Origin of the sequence: Nostoc sp. UHCC 0252 (assembly GCF_034931145.1) — a bacterium.
GTDB lineage: Bacteria > Cyanobacteriota > Cyanobacteriia > Cyanobacteriales > Nostocaceae > Nostoc.
Genome location: NZ_JAYGHE010000112.1, coordinates 1 through 16,175 on the forward strand (window position 1 = coordinate 1; position 16,175 = coordinate 16,175).

Genomic DNA, 16,175 nt, shown 5'->3' on the forward strand with positions numbered 1-16,175 from the left:
AAAGTTTAACATATTTTGGTTTTGGGCTGTTTTTATCGGATTTTTCTTAACATTCAACACTTTTGGTTCAGCGCCTGTGCAAGCTTTTCTATATTTTTTAGTGAAGGATTACGAGTCCCTGTTTCGATACTAGAAATGTAATTGCGATGAAGACCAGCCCTTTCAGCTAACTCTTCTTGAGAAAGGTCTAATTCTCGTCGTCGCCGTCTAATAGCTTTGCCAAAGCGATATTCAATATCTGGATCTTGGTTTTTTTGCCTCACAGAACCATCGTGAGGGAGTGTAGATAATTAATCTATACACAATAAGTTTAGTTTTGCACACTATATGTTAATTTAAAAATATTGGTGCAACGCTATCCGCAATAAATATGACGAATACATTTCCTCAGATTCCGCCAGTAGCGATGCCAAAAGTAATTCCCAGCGAATTCCCTCAGCAGAGATTTCATCTCGGTGAATGGGTGCGATGGTTTCAAGTACCCAACGGTGACTTTGGCCGCGTCATCGGAGTAATCTACACGCAACAAGCCAGTTGCATTGCCACTGGCTTACATTACTTGGTTCTTTTAGATGAGCGCAGTCCCTCTCGTGAAATTTGCATCTGTGACTTTGCTTTCGAGGATGATATCGAATCCCTAGAAAAGTCATCATTGGAAGGGCTTCGGGGCAATCATGTCTGAAGCTCAACAACATCAGCAGTTGCTAGAACTGCACAACCAAATGTTTCTGTCCCCCCAAGATTTTAGCTATCGTTGGGGATTGGGTTACGAAGAATTAGCGAAAATCTGTGCCATCTCTAAATCGACGGCTTATCACTGGTTGGGTGGACAAGCCAGCCGCAGAGAAGCTGGATTACCTTATCAGCGAATTATGGCTGTGGCTGATTTTCTTTTCGCCAACGCCGAAGTAATTAATCCTCTGTTGGAAGAGTGGCATAATTCTCAACCACCAAATTAATTCTTCAGTTTTTGCAAATTGACAAAACTTTTCTTCATCACCTTGACTGGCATAAAAAATAGGTAGTAGGGTGCAATTTATCGTCATCAGCCTACCCACTGCTCCATGAACCGCTCCACCAATGATTCCTATTACTTGCCCTCCAGTATTGAATTGACCCAAAGCCATGTCCTGATTCATCGCATGGCAATCCCTCTCAAAAATGCAATCAGCTACTTACAACAATTTCCCCAGTCAGAATACGAGGATATTTGCCGGGATGCTTTTGAGTTAGGATTTCTTTGCTTGCAAACTGCTCAAACTCGTCATGGCAACGAATTAATTAAGCAGCAGATGGAATCCTTGTTGGTGGAGTTTCAGCAGGCAGTCAAGGTAATTGCAGAGTCTTTCCAGCAGGAATTAATTAATCAAGTCGGGACAGATAATGGGCAATTATTAGCTCCACTCCAAACTCAAATTAATCTGACATCAGCCATCCTCACTGAAAAACTCAATAGCGTCAGCACTTTACTTACACTCGAAATTGACCCCGCCAGAGAAACTTCTGTTGTTGGCCGCTTTCTCTCTTCATTACGTCAACTTTTAGATGCCAAACGCTCTGATTCAATTCAAGGCGCATTTAAAGCAGCATTAATAAATGCCACTAAGGAAAATGGTACTCTGGCTGCGGCAGTTAAAAATGTAGTTTCTGAGTCTGTCAAACCATTAACCGAACAAGTAGAAAAATTGACCAGAGAAATTCGAGATCAACAGGTGACACAACAAGTACTTGAGCAGACAACTGCAAAAGGCATCAACTTTGAAGAATTAGTCGTTGTCGAACTGCGAAATTGGTCAAAGTTGAGTGGAGTAGAGGTGGAGCATATTGGCCGTGATGGGGATACCGGCGATATTCTCCTAAAGTTCACCAGTAAATCGTTAGCTGTAATTGAACTGTCAATAGTGATTGAAGCTAGGAAACGACCTTCAAAACCTTTTGGTCGCCAAGCAATCACTCAACATTTACAGTCAGCAATGGTGCGGCGTTCTGCAAACTCGGCAATTTTTTTAAGTTATTCCCGCGAGGGATTAGCGCAGGAAATCGGTGATTGGGCAGAGGGCGTTTCTGAGTCGGGTTATTGGATCGCCACAACCCATCCATTTTTAATTATTGCTATCCGCTTTTTGGTGATCCAGCAAAGGTTAAATAAATTGCGTACCTTTGAGTCAGAATTGGATGTGACTGCTGTTGAACAACAAATTCAGCAGATCCGCACAGCTTTAGGACGAATCAGAACTATAAAAAAATCCCTGACGGAAATTGGTAAGGGTGTGACTGTAATTAAAGCCGAGGCAGATGCACTGAGTACAGATATTCAATCAGCGCTCAAATCAATTGAGCAAACACTAAGTTTTGTTCCAAGTGAAAGTACTGGCTAACAGTTTAGCTAGCATACTCCTGCAATATTTCTCACCCAATAACGCACCCAGGATTTTTTAATTCAGCTTTCACAAAAATTGATGGCGCGATCGCATCGCGTATCAGATCGAAATAGCTATAGCCATCCTCATCTTTACCAGCCTTGCTGCCAGTGGCATAGAAGGATTTTTCCAGAGCATTAATAATTTGATTCTGCTTGAGGCTTTCTTTTAGCTGCTCAATTTCCTGTAGCAATGTGGTCTAGGACTTACGCACTGTACAAACGAATCATCTTGTGTGTTAATCTTACGTTGCTTAGATACCGCTTCTTGGCGGTGCTAGCGATCGCCCAGTACGAGAGATAAATGACGAACGGACAAAACGGACAAAAGAAAAAATTAGAAACTCAGCTTTGGAATATTGCCGATTCGCTACGGGGCAAGATGAATGCTGATGAGTTTCGGGATTATTGCTTAGGGTTTATTTTCTATAAGTACCTATCCGAGCGTCAGCATCTTTACGCTAATGAAATTTTAGCTGAGGATAAGATTGATTTTCTAGAGCTTGATGAGTCGTCGGAAGAGGGGCAGGAATATTTAGACGCAATTAAAGAGGAATCTATTGCCGAGTTAGGTTATTTTTTGAAGCCATCTGAGTTGTTTAGTTCTCTGGCTAAACGGGCATTAGGCAATCAGGCCGATAAGGATGAGATTAGTGATGAGGAGTTAGAAAAGAGTTCAATTTTTATTTTGGGGGATTTGACGGATGTTTTAAATAACATTGAACGCTCGACTATGGGCAAGGAAAGTGAGGAAGATTTTGATCATTTGTTTGAGGATCTGGATCTGAATTCGACGAAGTTGGGGCGGACTCCGAAGGCGAAAAATGCTTTAATTGCCAAGATTTTAGTGCATCTGGATAAGATTGATTTTCGGTTGGGAGACACCGAGAGCGATGTGCTGGGGGATGCCTATGAGTATTTGATTGGGCAGTTTGCCAGTGGTGCGGGGAAAAAGGCAGGGGAGTTTTACACGCCGCAGCAGGTTTCTAAGGTATTGGCGAAGATTGTGACGACGGGGAAGGAGCGGCTGAAGTCGGTTTATGACCCGACTTGTGGTTCGGGATCTTTGCTGCTACGGGTGGCGCGGGAGGTGGAATCAGTCGGGGATTTTTACGGGCAAGAAATGAACCGCACGACTTACAACCTGGCGCGGATGAACATGATTTTGCATGGGGTGCATTATCGGAATTTTGATCTTAGGCAAGAGGATACGTTAGAGAACCCCCAGCATGAGGGTATGCGGTTTGAGGCGGTGGTGGCGAATCCGCCGTTTTCGGCGCAGTGGAGTGCGAATAAGTTATTTGAGTCAGACGATCGCTTTAGTCAGTATGGGAAGTTAGCCCCAGCTTCTAAGGCTGATTTTGCCTTTGTCCAGCACATGCTGCATCACCTAGATGAGAACGGCATTATGGCGGTGGTGTTGCCCCACGGGGTTTTGTTTCGAGGAGGGGCGGAGGGGCATATTCGCCAGTATCTAATCAAGGAGCGGAATTGGTTGGATGCGGTGATTGGGTTGCCTGCGAATATTTTTTATGGGACGAGTATCCCGACTTGCATTCTGGTGTTGAAAAAGTGCCGGGAATCTCCTGAAGATGTTTTGTTTATTGATGCCAGTGCCTATTTTGAGAAGGCGAAGAATCAGAACTATTTGCGGGATGAGGATGTTGAAAAAATTATTGCGACTTATCGCCAAAGGATAGAGGAAGCTAAGTATAGCGATCGCGCACCGTTAGCGGAGATTGCCGAGAATGATTTTAATTTAAATATTCCGCGTTATGTGGATACGTTTGAGGAGGAGGAGGACATTGATCTGGCGGCTGTAGCGGCAAAGTTGAGGCAGTGCGATCGCGATATGGTGGAGACGGATCGGCTGATTCGGGGGTTTTGTGATGAGTTGGGAATTGAGGCACCGTTATGAGCGATAAAACCCACCAAAAATATCCTGTATCTGTACAACATGGAAAACCTCGCCTAGCACCTCTAAAAGAGGGCTGGGACAGATTGTCGATTAGCGACTTAGTTGAGGAAGTAATCCGCCCTGTAGTAATGGAAGACGATGAGCTATACACTCTCGTAACTGCAAAACGCTCTAGAGGAGGAATTGTAGAAAGAGAAAAGCTCAAGGGGAGAGATATTGCCGTTAAAAGTCAATTCTATATTCGAGAAGACGACTTTTTGATATCGAAACGGCAAATTGTACATGGAGCTTGTGGATTTGTACCTAAGCAGCTTGATGGTGCGATTGTATCTAATGAATACTTAGTTATAAATTTCACAGATAAAATCATCCCTGAATTTTGGAATTTTCTGTCTTACACAGTCTATTTTCAACAAATTTGTTTTCATTCCAGTATTGGCGTACACATTGAAAAGATGCTCTTTAAGGTGGAGCAGTGGTATTGCTGGAAGATCAATATACCTAGCCTGGAAGAACAAGAAAAGATTGCTAGTTTTTTGGGGGCTGTCGATCGCCGTTTAACCCAACTCCGCCGCAAGCAGGAACTCTTGCAGACCTACAAACGCGGCGTAATGCAGAAAATCTTTTCTCAAGAGATTCGGTTTAAGGGTGCGATCGCTTCTCCCTTCCCCGATTGGGAAAGAAAGAAGTTAAAAGAAATTTCGCTGATTTCTTCTGGAGTAACACCATTAAGATCGAATGATGTTTATTTTAAAGATGGCTCTATTCCGTGGGTAAAAACTACAGACTTAAATAATTCCGAGATTTGGGAGACTGAAGAACTTATCTCCGACATAGCCCTTAAAGAAACTTCTGCAAAAAAGAATCCAGTGAATTCGATATTGATTGCAATGTATGGGGGTTTCAATCAGATTGGGAGGACAGGAATATTAAAAATAGAAGCTGCAACAAATCAAGCTATTTCAGTTGTTCAAGTCAAGAATAACTTAGATCCTCAATATCTATTGTTCTTTCTTAATAGCAATGTAAAAAAATGGAGGAAATATGCAGGTAGTAGTAGAAAAGATCCAAATATAACTAGCAAAGATGTTGGTGATTTTTTAGTATATTTCCCAAGCAAGAAAGAACAAGAAAAAATAGCCAACTTTCTAACCGCAATTGATCGCAAAATCGAAACCCTCTCCCGCCAAATCGAACAAACCGAAAAATTCAAAAAAGGCTTACTGCAAAAACTGTTTATTTGAAAAAAGGAACAAGGAATACAATAAAAGTATTACCTATTAACTAATAGAAAGTATGGAGATTTAAGCAATGCTGAACTTGCAAATTACCAAAGAACAAGTATTTAGTTTACTTGAACAATTATCTTGGACAGAACAACAGGAGGTTTTGCAATATCTCAGTCAAAAACTCCATAGTCAACCAGTTGATAGTCAATCTAATCCTGATAATGCTTCAGAGCATCCCATTAACCAACTCTCAGGGAAAATTACGGCTTTTCAAGGGGTTAATCCTTTAGCTTGGCAAGAGCAAATTCGGAGTGAGTGGGATGAAACTGGATTATCTCATTGATACTAATATTTTGATTTCATTGTTCAATCAAGAATTAACCCAACCTATACCTAATGGTAACATAGGTTATTCTGTCATTACAAGTATTGAGATTTTATCTTTTAAGGGTTTATCTTCGCAAGAAGATAATTTAATTCGCTCAACTCTAAAAACTCTTATCGAAGTATCTCTAGATACGACTATTGCCGAAAAAACAATTCAATTAAGGCGAAAATATAGCTTAAAGATGCCTGATGCTGTTATTCTTGCGAGTGCTTGGGAGTGTGCAGCAGTGTTGATTACCAATGATAAGCAGTTATCCAAAATCAGCGAAGTACAGGTTATTTCTTTAGCAACGAAAAGTTAGGGAACAGCGAATAAAATAAAAGTATTACCAATTATAAAAAAAATGATCGCCGCCAAAGACAAACCCACAAACTTAACCCCCGAAGAATACTTTGCCTGGGAAGAACAGCAACTAGAAAAACACGAACTGATCAACGGTCAAGTTTATCCTATGGGTATCTATGCTATGACCGGTGGTAGCAAAAACCATAGCCTACTTGCTGCCAGATTGATCACATTGTTTAGTAATCATTTAGAAGGGAGTGGCTGCGAAACTGCAACTTCAGACCTACGAATTAATATTGTCGGCACAAATAACTACACCTACCCAGATGTCAGCGTTACTTGTGGCGATCGCGATAAAACCACAACCCAATATATTACTTACCCTTGCTTAATCGTCGAAGTCCTCTCCACCAGCACCGAAGCCTACGATCGCGGCGGCAAATTCCGAATGTACCGCCAAAACCCAGCCTTAATTGATTACCTACTAGTCAGTTCCACCAGCATCGAAATCGACCTTTATCACAAAAACGATGCAGGCGACTGGTTGATTATCAACTACAAAGAAGGCGACGCGATCGAACTCAAAAGCATTAACCTTAATTTCCCTATTGAACAAGTCTATCGCGGTTTAACCCTTGAACCAGGGAATGGGGAATAGAATCAAAGCATTACCTACTACCCATTACCTAACGCCCAATATGCTAACCCTCGAAACCGTAATCCAAAAAATCCAACAACTCCCCCCCGAACAACAAAAAAAAGTGATCGAATTTGTAGAATTCCTAGAATTTCAAACCGATCGCCAACAACAAGATCAACAACCCAAAACATCTACCCAACAGGATCAAGACTTTTTCGCCCTAGCCGGAATTTGGGAAGGGAAAAACATTACCCTAGACACCATCCGCAAAGACGCATGGGGTGACGAGAATCAATGATTTTGTGTGATACCAATATCCTCATTGAATTCTATAAAAATAATACCGCTATCATTCAAGAATTACGTTAGCTTGACATTCATCAATTAGCCATTAGCGTAATCACTAGAGCCGAACTGTACTATGGCGCAATCAATAAAAACGAACTTAATCGTATTCAGCAACACCTAGACCTACTCCAAAATATCCCTATCGATCAGCCCATTTCAGAGAAATTTATTCAACTCATGGCGCAATATTCCCTAAGTCATAAACTCACAATTCCCGATGCCCTGATTGCTGCCACTGCCCTAACCCATAACATTAGCCTCTATACCTTAAACCTTAAAGATTTTCGCTTCATCCAAGGCTTAAATATTTATAATCCCACCCATTCCCCATGACCCAAACCGAAGCCGAACTTGAACAAAAACTGATTGAACGTCTAAGAGGATTAGACTACGAACCTGTCACCCTTCGTAATGCCGAAGACCTGAAAGCCAACCTCAAAACCCAACTGGAAAAACATAACGGTATCAAACTCAGCGACACCGAGTTTAAAAGCATCCTCAACCACCTCGACAAAGGTAACGTCTTCGATCGCGCCAAACGCCTCCGCGACAAAATGGAACTCAGCCGCGACGACGGCAAAACCTTTTACCTGGAATTCCTCAACACCGAACACTGGTGTCAAAATCAATATCAAGTCACCAACCAGATTACCCAGCAAGGCAATTACAAAAATCGCTACGACGTAACCCTGCTGATTAACGGCTTGCCCCTCGTGCAAATTGAACTGAAACGCCGAGGACTGGAACTCAAAGAAGCCTTCAACCAAATCAACCGCTACCAGCGCCATTCCTACGGCGCAGACAATGGACTGTTTCAATACGTCCAAATTTTCGTCATCTCCAACGGTGTCAATACCCGCTACTACGCCAACAACCGCAAACAAGAATTTAAACAAACCTTCTACTGGGCAGATCAAGAAAACAAGCTGATAACCCAACTGGAAGACTTCGCCGACAGCTTTCTGGAGAAATGCCACATCTCCAAAATGATCTGTAAGTACATTGTCCTGCACGAATCCGACAAAGTGCTGATGGTGCTGCGCCCCTATCAATATTACGCAGTAGAAGCCATCATTGAGCGAGTCAAGGATACCGATAAAAATGGCTATATCTGGCACACCACCGGATCAGGCAAAACCCTCACCAGCTTCAAAGCTGCCCAAATTCTCACCCAAATACCCAAAGTGCATAAAGTGCTGTTTGTCGTCGATCGCGCCGACCTCGATTATCAGACCAGCAGAGAATTTAATTATTTCAGCCCCGACTGCGTAGACACCACTGACAACACACGCCAACTGGTAGAACAAATGGCTGGGGATAATCGCCTCATTGTCACCACTATCCAGAAACTCAACCGAGCGATCAAATCCCAACGCCATGAAACCGCAATGGAGAGCTTGAAAGATAAGCGCATTGTGTTTATCTTTGATGAATGCCACCGTTCCCAATTTGGCGAAACCCACAAAAATATCGTCAAATTCTTTACCCAAGCCCAAATGTTCGGCTTTACCGGGACTCCCATCTTTGCCGATAACGCTGCTAGCAACGAACACGGTAAACGCACCACCAAAGACCTATTCCAGGAATGTCTGCATAAATATGTGATCACTAATGCGATCGCTGATGAAAACGTGCTTAAATTTTCCGTCGAGTATTGGGGCAAAATCAAACGCAAAGACGGCACGCTGATCACAGAGCCAAAATTAGACCGAGAATTCTTTGAAAATCCCGACCGAATTTCTCTAATTGTCGATTGGATTATTGCCAACCATAACCGTAAAACCCACAGTAGAAAATTCTCAGCGATGCTCTGCGCCAGCAGCGTAGACACCCTAATTACTTATTACGACACGTTCAAAAACAAACAAAAGCAGGGATTACATGACCTACGAGTGATCACGATTTTTACCCCTGGCTATAACGAAGAAGACCAAGACGCAAACGGCTTAATTGGAGAACCTGATTTTAATATCAGCGCAGATACAAGCAACCGTAGCCATAGCCGCGACAAACTGAATCAATTTATCGCGGAGTATAACCAGATGTACCAAACCCAACATTCCGCCAAAGATAGTCAGGCTTTCTATGCCTACTATAAAGATATCGCCAAGCGGATGAAAGACCGCGATCGAGAAAACTTTCAGGATCAGGAACGCGCCGATATTCTATTAGTCGTCAATATGTTTCTCACGGGCTTTGATGTCAAAAAGCTCAATACACTTTACGTTGACAAAAATCTGAAGTATCACGGATTAATTCAAGCATATTCCCGCACTAATCGCATTTTGGGCGAACTTAAATCCCAAGGGAATATCGTCTCTTTCCGTAACCTCAAAGAGAACACTGATCAAGCCGTTGCCCTCTTTTCCGACACCAACGCAAGCGAAGAAATTTTCATTGAACCCTACGGATACTACATTGAAAAATTTAATGAGGGGGTGCAAGAACTGAGGGCAATTGCCACTATTCCTAACGATGTCAATAAGCTTATTAGTGAAGACGACCAAGTTGAGTTCGTTAAAGCCTTTCGTAATCTTATCCGTTTACAGAATGTAAGTAAATCATTTACTGAATTTAGTTTTTCCGACTTGAATCTGGATGAACAAACCTTTGAAGATTATAAAAGCAAATATCTGGACATCTATGATAGAACGCGATCCAAACCCGATGACGAGAAAGAATCTTTGATTGAGGAAGTCGATTTTGAACTGGAACTGATCCAGCGAGACGAAATTAACGTCTCCTATATTCTTAAGCTGCTGGCTAACCTCCAGCGAGACATCAAGGATGATGCTACCCAGGAAGATTACCAAAATCAGAAAGCGTCTATCCTTGAGCTAATCGGGAAAGAAGTCCAACTACGCAGCAAGCGGGATCTGCTTGAGAAATTTATCGAAGAGCGGCTACCCACCCTTGAACCCGAAGAAAAAGTGGAAACCGTCTTTCAAGACTTCTGGACTCAAGAACGTGTTGAAGCGATTCAGCAACTCTGTATAGAGGAGAACCTCAAGATCGAAGCCGTTAATCAAATGATTTCCGACTACAAATTTTCTGGCAAAGAACCGTTAAGGGAAACCGTGTTGAGTGCTTGCAACGAAAAACCGAAATTATTAGAGCGTAAAAAAATATTTGCGCGAGTCGTATCAAAATTACTCGACATCATCAACAAATTTGATGACGCTCTTGGTGAGCTTGGGGAGGAAGAATAAAACAGTTCTCAAAGCAGGCGATCGCATCTGTGGTAGAAGTAGATGCAAACAAGTTAGCCCAGATGTTACCACCTGCTGAAGTGGGAATGCAACTTTGGACTACAACTGCTGTGCATTCTCAAGGTATTTGCAGAGCGATCGCGCATTTCCAAGGAATGTAAAAATTTTAGATAGATGCCAAGGTGGGATGTAAACCTCGTGCTACATTGTTAGACAGTTTCTTACCTCCTCTACTAGTGTCTAATATTTCTATTGGTATCCGAATACCAACTAATCTTCATAAGCGGTTAGAAGTCTACATTGCCGAGACTCACTTAACCAAAACCGAAGTGATTTTAAATGCTTTGGCTCAGTATCTGGGTGCAAGCGAAGAAATCCCGTTGAGCCACAGAGCGGCAGCATTGGAAGCTCGAATGTTAGAGCTAAAAAGTTTGGTCAAAAACACTTCAAGTAAAAATATAAGCGCCATTTAACTGGATTTTCTCTCCGAAGTTTTTATTTAAAGATTTAACAATATGAAAATTGAAATCCAAGGACGAGATGCAGTCAAAGCTACAGAAGAACTTTTAGCAATTGAGGGACTAGAAGGAAACTATCAAACCATTGAAGAAGTCGAGCGAGAAGGAACCTTAGCCACCATAGCCACAATTGTGGGAATTGTGAGTGGAACATTGACCGTTGCAGAAAGCATTCACAAGTGGAAGGAGAAGTATCAAAAGTCCTTACATGACCCAACTGGTGCCAGGATTGAGAAAGTTTTAATTGTTACTGATGACAATCGGCGATTACTGCTCAAAGACGCAACAGTAGAGCAAATCAAAGAGATTCTAGAAAACTACAAGTAGCAATGAAGATTCTCCACATTAGTTTGACCCTGCAAGGACAGGATTATGTTTCTTTACGCTATTTTTGGGACAAACCTGCTGATTACAAGGAACACAGACTACTTCTGGCTGAAATCAAAAAGTTAAGTGATAAAGCAGAAACAGACTACTACACCCGTCTCCCGGTGGATTATGCGACCACGGGACAAGCACTTTACAACTGGCTAGACAAGAGCGATCGCATTTTAGCCAATGCCCTAAAAGAACCCCATCCCCAAGGTTTGATTATAGCGATCGCCACAGATAAAGGACTAGCGCATCTGCCTTGGGAACTTCTGCATAATGGCCATAGTTTTTTGGTGGAGAAAACACCCCCAATTATTCCCGTGCGATGGGTATCCAATGGTAAAGCAATAACTACAGCTAACTCTCCTCAAAATCGCCCCCTGAATGTGCTGTTTATGGCTACTTCGCCGTTAGGAGTTACACCAGAATTAGATTATGAAGCTGAAGAAGGTAAAATTTTACAGGCAACCGCACGCGCCCCGATAGATTTGAGAGTAGAAGAAAGCGGCTGTTTAAAAGAGTTGAGTTATGTGGTTAGGGAATATGAAACAGGATACTTTGATATCTTTCATTTAACAGGTCATGCGACTCATGAAGATAAAAAGCCCTTCTTTCTGGCTGAAGACGAATATGGCAACCGAGTTGATAGCGGTACAGCCGATATTTACAATGCCCTGCAATTTCGATTCCCGTCTTTAATTTTCCTCTCTGGTTGCCGTACAGGTTACTCGGCTGATGGTGCAGTTCCCTCAATGGCAGAAGAATTATTGAAAATGAGTGCAACTGCTGTACTTGGCTGGGGTCAAAATGTCCGCGATACCGATGCTACTGCTGCGGCTAGTCAATTGTACTGGGAATTATCTCAGGGGGGGACGGTGACACAGGCTTTATCTTCTACCTATCGGACACTGATTCAACAAAAAACCCCTGATTGGCATAAATTACGGCTGTATGTGGCAAATACTTTACCGGAAGCCTTAGTAACGACTTTAAGGACAAGGGGAAGAAAGCAACTGCCAAAACCTTCTACTACAGTAGAATTTAGAGATGATGAAAATCGGTTAAGAGTTGCTAAAAGGGAAGATTTTGTCGGTCGTCGTCGTCAGTTACAAAATTGTTTGCGAACTCTGAAGACAGATTTTGACAAAGTAGGGATATTAATTCATGGAATGGGTGGATGGGGGAAAAGTACCATTGCCTCTCGACTGTGGGATAGGCTACCTGAACATGAAAAAATTCTCTGGTGGCGACAAATTGATGAATCTTATTTGATTCAAAAACTCAAGAATAAACTGATTAAGCCAGCGCAACTCGAACTAATTCCCTATCTAGAAAATAGTCAGATTGAACTAAAATACCGATTAAGTTACCTATTCAATCAACTATCAGAAATGGGAGAAAAACCATTTCTCCTGATTGTTGATGATTTTGAATGGAATCTCGAACCCCGTGCAGGTGGATACATTCTTAAAGATACAGCAGCCCCAATATTAAAAGCTTTAGTTGAAGCAATCCAAGAAACGGGAAGTAACAACAGGATTATTATTACTTGTCGCTATGAATTTGATTCTGATTTATTGGAATATTTCTATAAACAAGGCTTACAACCACTTAAAGGGTCTGAACTGACTAAAAAGCTCAATCGCTTAGATAATTTTCAGTCTGATAAACTCCCTGCAAATTTACGAGAATGGGCATTAAATTTAGCAGATGGGAATCCTCGCTTATTGGAATTCCTGAATAATGAAGTATTAAGCAAACAAGACGCAGAGGATGAACTAATGAAACTGGAACAAACTCCCGAATTATGGAAAGAAAAAATTATTTGGGAAGAATTGTATCAGCTTATTGATGAGTCGTTACAGAAAATTCTTAGCTGTTGCTTAGTTTATGAAATTCCTGTATCGATGGCAGCTTTAGAAGCAGTTTGTAATGAGCTTCCTAATTATAAACAGCAGTTAAAACGGGGGCTAAACTTGGGACTAATTGAGGTAAGTCCTGAAGTTAAAGAAGAAAATAGGGTTTATCGAGTTTCACGGATTTTACCCCATATTATCACTAATATTCGCCTCCCTGAAGCACCAAAAGTCTATTCTCTCTACCAAAGAGCTTCTGATAAATTACATGAGTTATGGGGTAATAAAGAGAACAAAAACGAAGAAAAATGGCAAGAAATTTTTCGGTTGAAATTCGCCAATAAGGAAAATCCTGAACGATTCAGGCAAGGCTTTTATCAGATGTTAGCTGTTCAACAATATAAAAACTCTTATCAAGAATTAAAACCTAATCAAGCTTTTGAATTTGAATTGAGAAAATGTGCTGATGATTTGGTAGGAGATGGATTATGTGAAGCATTGGCGAATTATCTGAAGCAGAAACAGTGGCGAAAGGCAGATGAGGAAACTGCTTGGATTTTTTGCCAAGTCATGGTTAAAGAAAAATATGAATCTTGGTACGATTTATTAGTGAATTTTCCCTGTGAAACACTCAGGAAAATTAATCAACTCTGGCTTGACAATAGTAACAATACATTGGGTATTAGCATCCAGGGTGGAGTTTACCAGAGTCTAAGTGGATACGATAAATGGGGACAGTTTTGCAATCGCGTTTGGGGATCTCCGTGTGAATCGTATAATGAAATCATGGAAGACATAGAAGAGAGAGAAAAAAACAAGATGTTTGTTGAGCCAACATCAGCTAACTTACTAGCCAAATTACCAGCATTAATTTATACATACACTTCAAATCAGTCGGCCTACTCATACATTGATTCGAGCGGTTCCGTATATCATCGTTATAATAATCATCAAGTGCAAAATAGTCTCTTCTATCGCGCAAAGACTTGTAAAGTGTTCTCTGTTCCAGATGATTCGCCAATGAATCACTGTGACGGGTTATGGATCGGCAGTTTATAGTATGTAATACAACATGGCAGTTTAGCCCTTTCCTCGCAATAATCAACACTTCAAAAATCCGATACCTGGCACTGGTGGCTGAAGCATAGAGTTTTATTACAACGGGTGGTGATGTGGTAGCAGTAGTTGGGCTGAAGATCACGGGGTTTTTGAGGCATCTTTATTTATACTAAACTTCTACAACTTTAATTCCAGACTAAATTTCCCGAACAATATCTTGCCCAATTCCTGAAAATCTGACCCAAACAACTGGGATAAACTAATTTTCGCCTTCTCACACACAGGAATAATCAACTTCACCAAATGATAAGGTTGACTTTGATTTATTGTTGAGGCAATCCTCAACGATTCCATGATTCCCCCTAAATCCCCCAATAACTGCAAATTCTTGTCAATTGCTTGTTCAAACACTAGCAAAATTAATTGTAATTTTCGGGTTAACTCGATTGGAATAGGTTCATATCCTAATTGGGGAGTAAGTGCAATTAATTCGCTAATTCCTTGAATATTAACTTGATATTTCTCTATATCCTCTTCGCCTTTAATTTCCTGTCCTAACCACCCGTCACAACGGGAACAAAATCCCGCAGGTGAAAACTTAGCCATCACAGGTAAACGCGAATCACAATGAGGACATTCTTCTATTAATCGCTGTTTGTGAATCAAACAAAATTCTACGTCCTTAAATGACCATAATAAGGGTTCATAGATAGTTTTGTTCTCCTGTATCCACTCTTCCCAACAACAAGGACACCAAGCGCGGTAGTTCCGAAATAACCCCTTGTCATAAATCATGCCTTTCCAGCTTAAAAGGGTCAAAAAGCGCAAATCCTGACGCATTGTTAACTCTTCTAAGACAGTGACTAACTTCCCTGTCATTTCTCGCATTCCGTTAATAGCCGGTTTAGCGTCGCTATTTCCCAATAGGTGACTCAGATTTTTTGACAATAGCTCAGATTTATCCTCATCTTTGAGAATAAGTGGCGCAATTTCTCCCATAACGAGCTTCTGAGAGGTTAAACAGTGCGCCTGTGCCAAACGATGGAGATAGCTACTAAGACTTTCTGCGTAGGGAGTTCCCACTGCCACAGGTTCAAGAGAAAATAACCGACTCCGTTGCGGAATTTCTGGAGGTTTTAGGTTCCAATGTTCTGAGTAAATAGTCATCCCTCTGGGATTAACCTAAACGCTGGTACTTTAGTTTTAACAGCCAAATTTCAGGAATTAGTTTCCGATTCACTCTTAACCTCGATGCCGTAATTAACAAAGAGATCGGAGACAGATATCTCCAAAGCTGCCGCTAACTTAACAATATTTTTTAACGAAGGGTTACGCTCTCCGGTTTCGATTCCTGAGATGTAGTTGCGATGAAGTCCTGACTTTTCAGCCAGTTCTTCTTGGGATAAATCTAGCTCTCGCCTTCGCCGCCTAATGGCTTTGCCAAAGCGGTACTCAATACTGGAGTGTTTCTGCGTTACAAAACAATACTGAACCAGTATCGCCATTAAATCCATCTACTATAAGTGGACTTTTGCACAATATAAGTTTTACAAAGTTAAGTAGTATAGCATCAGGCAAGCAAGTTCCTAACTCTATGGTCTTATTTTGATAGATTCATAAAATAAAGCGCAAAGCGCTTACTAAGGAGTATATGAAAGAGCAATTTGAACAATGGGTTGCTCGCCTTCAAATATCCGAGGCAGGGCAAAAAATTATTGAGAAAGTTCGCTCATCTGAGCCATCCCGTCGCGTTGGTGGCGGTAGCAAGAATGTTTCAGGACGCTACCCTAGCCGCAAGATGGGAGTCACGATTCAATTTGAGTCTCATCGGGTTGAACTGCCAATTATCTATCAGTTAGAACATGATGAAGATGTTCTAGAATTCTACGATCAACCACCGCAAATTAAACTTGACTATCAAGCAAGTAACGGAC

General features: G+C 41.5%; 19 protein-coding genes and 1 pseudogene. 16 read left to right on the forward strand and 4 right to left on the reverse strand.

Annotation, left to right across the window (positions count from 1 at the left end):
• Positions 1–53: 53 nt before the first annotated feature.
• A complete protein-coding gene (locus VB732_RS33430) occupies positions 54–263 on the reverse strand; it encodes a helix-turn-helix transcriptional regulator (RefSeq protein WP_323235131.1) in 210 nt (69 codons plus the stop codon).
• 107 nt (positions 264–370) lie between these two features.
• On the opposite strand from VB732_RS33430, the gene VB732_RS33435 reads away from it, so the two are divergent.
• The 3 genes from VB732_RS33435 (at position 371) to VB732_RS33445 (ending at position 2,378) form a co-directional block, all read left to right on the forward strand.
• Entirely contained in the window at positions 371–682 is a 312-nt protein-coding gene (locus VB732_RS33435) for a hypothetical protein (RefSeq protein WP_323235132.1), read from the forward strand.
• Entirely contained in the window at positions 675–959 is a 285-nt protein-coding gene (locus VB732_RS33440) for a helix-turn-helix domain-containing protein (protein WP_323235133.1), read from the forward strand. The genes VB732_RS33435 and VB732_RS33440 overlap by 8 nt, the downstream gene beginning before the upstream one ends.
• A gap of 105 nt (positions 960–1,064) precedes the next feature.
• A complete protein-coding gene (locus VB732_RS33445; protein ID WP_323235134.1) occupies positions 1,065–2,378 on the forward strand; it encodes a hypothetical protein in 1,314 nt (437 codons plus the stop codon).
• 31 nt (positions 2,379–2,409) lie between these two features.
• On the opposite strand, the gene VB732_RS33450 is transcribed toward VB732_RS33445, so the two are convergent.
• Positions 2,410–2,613: a hypothetical protein gene (locus tag VB732_RS33450; RefSeq protein WP_323235135.1), complete on the reverse strand. Its 204-nt coding sequence runs from the start codon at positions 2,611–2,613 to the stop codon at positions 2,410–2,412.
• A gap of 110 nt (positions 2,614–2,723) precedes the next feature.
• Here VB732_RS33450 and VB732_RS33455 point away from each other — a divergent pair, with 110 nt between their 5' ends.
• The 12 genes from VB732_RS33455 (at position 2,724) to VB732_RS33510 (ending at position 14,241) form a co-directional block, all read left to right on the forward strand.
• Entirely contained in the window at positions 2,724–4,337 is a 1,614-nt protein-coding gene (locus VB732_RS33455) for a type I restriction-modification system subunit M (RefSeq protein WP_323235136.1), read from the forward strand.
• 128 nt (positions 4,338–4,465) lie between these two features.
• Positions 4,466–5,581 carry a restriction endonuclease subunit S gene (locus tag VB732_RS33460; RefSeq protein ID WP_323235137.1) on the forward strand — a complete coding sequence of 372 codons (1,116 nt, stop codon included), beginning with the start codon at positions 4,466–4,468 and terminating at the stop codon, positions 5,579–5,581.
• 67 nt (positions 5,582–5,648) lie between these two features.
• Positions 5,649–5,909, forward strand: a complete 261-nt coding sequence (locus tag VB732_RS33465; RefSeq protein WP_323235138.1) for a hypothetical protein — start codon at positions 5,649–5,651, stop codon at positions 5,907–5,909.
• The gene (locus VB732_RS33470) at positions 5,887–6,255 is read left to right on the forward strand and encodes a type II toxin-antitoxin system VapC family toxin (RefSeq protein ID WP_323235139.1); all 369 of its coding nucleotides are present in this window, start codon (positions 5,887–5,889) and stop codon (positions 6,253–6,255) included. Before VB732_RS33465 ends, VB732_RS33470 begins: the two co-directional genes overlap by 23 nt.
• 42 nt (positions 6,256–6,297) lie before the next feature.
• Positions 6,298–6,897, forward strand: coding sequence for a Uma2 family endonuclease (locus VB732_RS33475; protein ID WP_323235140.1), 600 nt, complete (start codon positions 6,298–6,300; stop codon positions 6,895–6,897).
• Positions 6,887–7,177 (forward strand): DUF2281 domain-containing protein, encoded by a 291-nt coding sequence (locus VB732_RS33480; RefSeq protein WP_323235141.1) that lies wholly within the window; start codon positions 6,887–6,889, stop codon positions 7,175–7,177. The genes VB732_RS33475 and VB732_RS33480 overlap by 11 nt, the downstream gene beginning before the upstream one ends.
• Positions 7,178–7,269: 92 nt before the next feature.
• Positions 7,270–7,560: a type II toxin-antitoxin system VapC family toxin gene (locus VB732_RS33485; RefSeq protein WP_323235149.1), complete on the forward strand. Its 291-nt coding sequence runs from the start codon at positions 7,270–7,272 to the stop codon at positions 7,558–7,560.
• A complete protein-coding gene (locus tag VB732_RS33490; RefSeq protein WP_323235142.1) occupies positions 7,557–10,436 on the forward strand; it encodes a type I restriction endonuclease subunit R in 2,880 nt (959 codons plus the stop codon). The genes VB732_RS33485 and VB732_RS33490 overlap by 4 nt, the downstream gene beginning before the upstream one ends.
• Positions 10,437–10,465: 29 nt before the next feature.
• Complete coding sequence (locus tag VB732_RS33495) at positions 10,466–10,597, forward strand: hypothetical protein (protein WP_323235143.1); 132 nt, start codon at positions 10,466–10,468, stop codon at positions 10,595–10,597.
• A gap of 75 nt (positions 10,598–10,672) precedes the next feature.
• Entirely contained in the window at positions 10,673–10,909 is a 237-nt protein-coding gene (locus tag VB732_RS33500; RefSeq protein WP_323235144.1) for a DNA-binding domain-containing protein, read from the forward strand.
• Between the two features lie 42 nt (positions 10,910–10,951).
• On the forward strand, positions 10,952–11,281 hold the full coding sequence (locus tag VB732_RS33505) for a hypothetical protein (RefSeq protein WP_323235145.1): 330 nt from the start codon (positions 10,952–10,954) through the stop codon (positions 11,279–11,281).
• 2 nt (positions 11,282–11,283) lie between these two features.
• Complete coding sequence (locus VB732_RS33510) at positions 11,284–14,241, forward strand: CHAT domain-containing protein (protein ID WP_323235146.1); 2,958 nt, start codon at positions 11,284–11,286, stop codon at positions 14,239–14,241.
• 177 nt (positions 14,242–14,418) lie between these two features.
• Here VB732_RS33510 and VB732_RS33515 read toward each other — a convergent pair whose 3' ends face one another.
• Together VB732_RS33515 and VB732_RS33520 are read right to left on the reverse strand one after the other, a co-directional pair.
• Positions 14,419–15,408: a TniQ family protein gene (locus VB732_RS33515; protein ID WP_323235147.1), complete on the reverse strand. Its 990-nt coding sequence runs from the start codon at positions 15,406–15,408 to the stop codon at positions 14,419–14,421.
• A gap of 50 nt (positions 15,409–15,458) precedes the next feature.
• Positions 15,459–15,746 carry a helix-turn-helix transcriptional regulator gene (locus VB732_RS33520; protein WP_323235148.1) on the reverse strand — a complete coding sequence of 96 codons (288 nt, stop codon included), beginning with the start codon at positions 15,744–15,746 and terminating at the stop codon, positions 15,459–15,461.
• Positions 15,747–15,892: 146 nt separating this feature from the next.
• Between VB732_RS33520 and VB732_RS33525 the strand changes: the two are divergent.
• Positions 15,893–16,175, forward strand: a pseudogene (locus VB732_RS33525) (integrase); the annotation flags it as partial.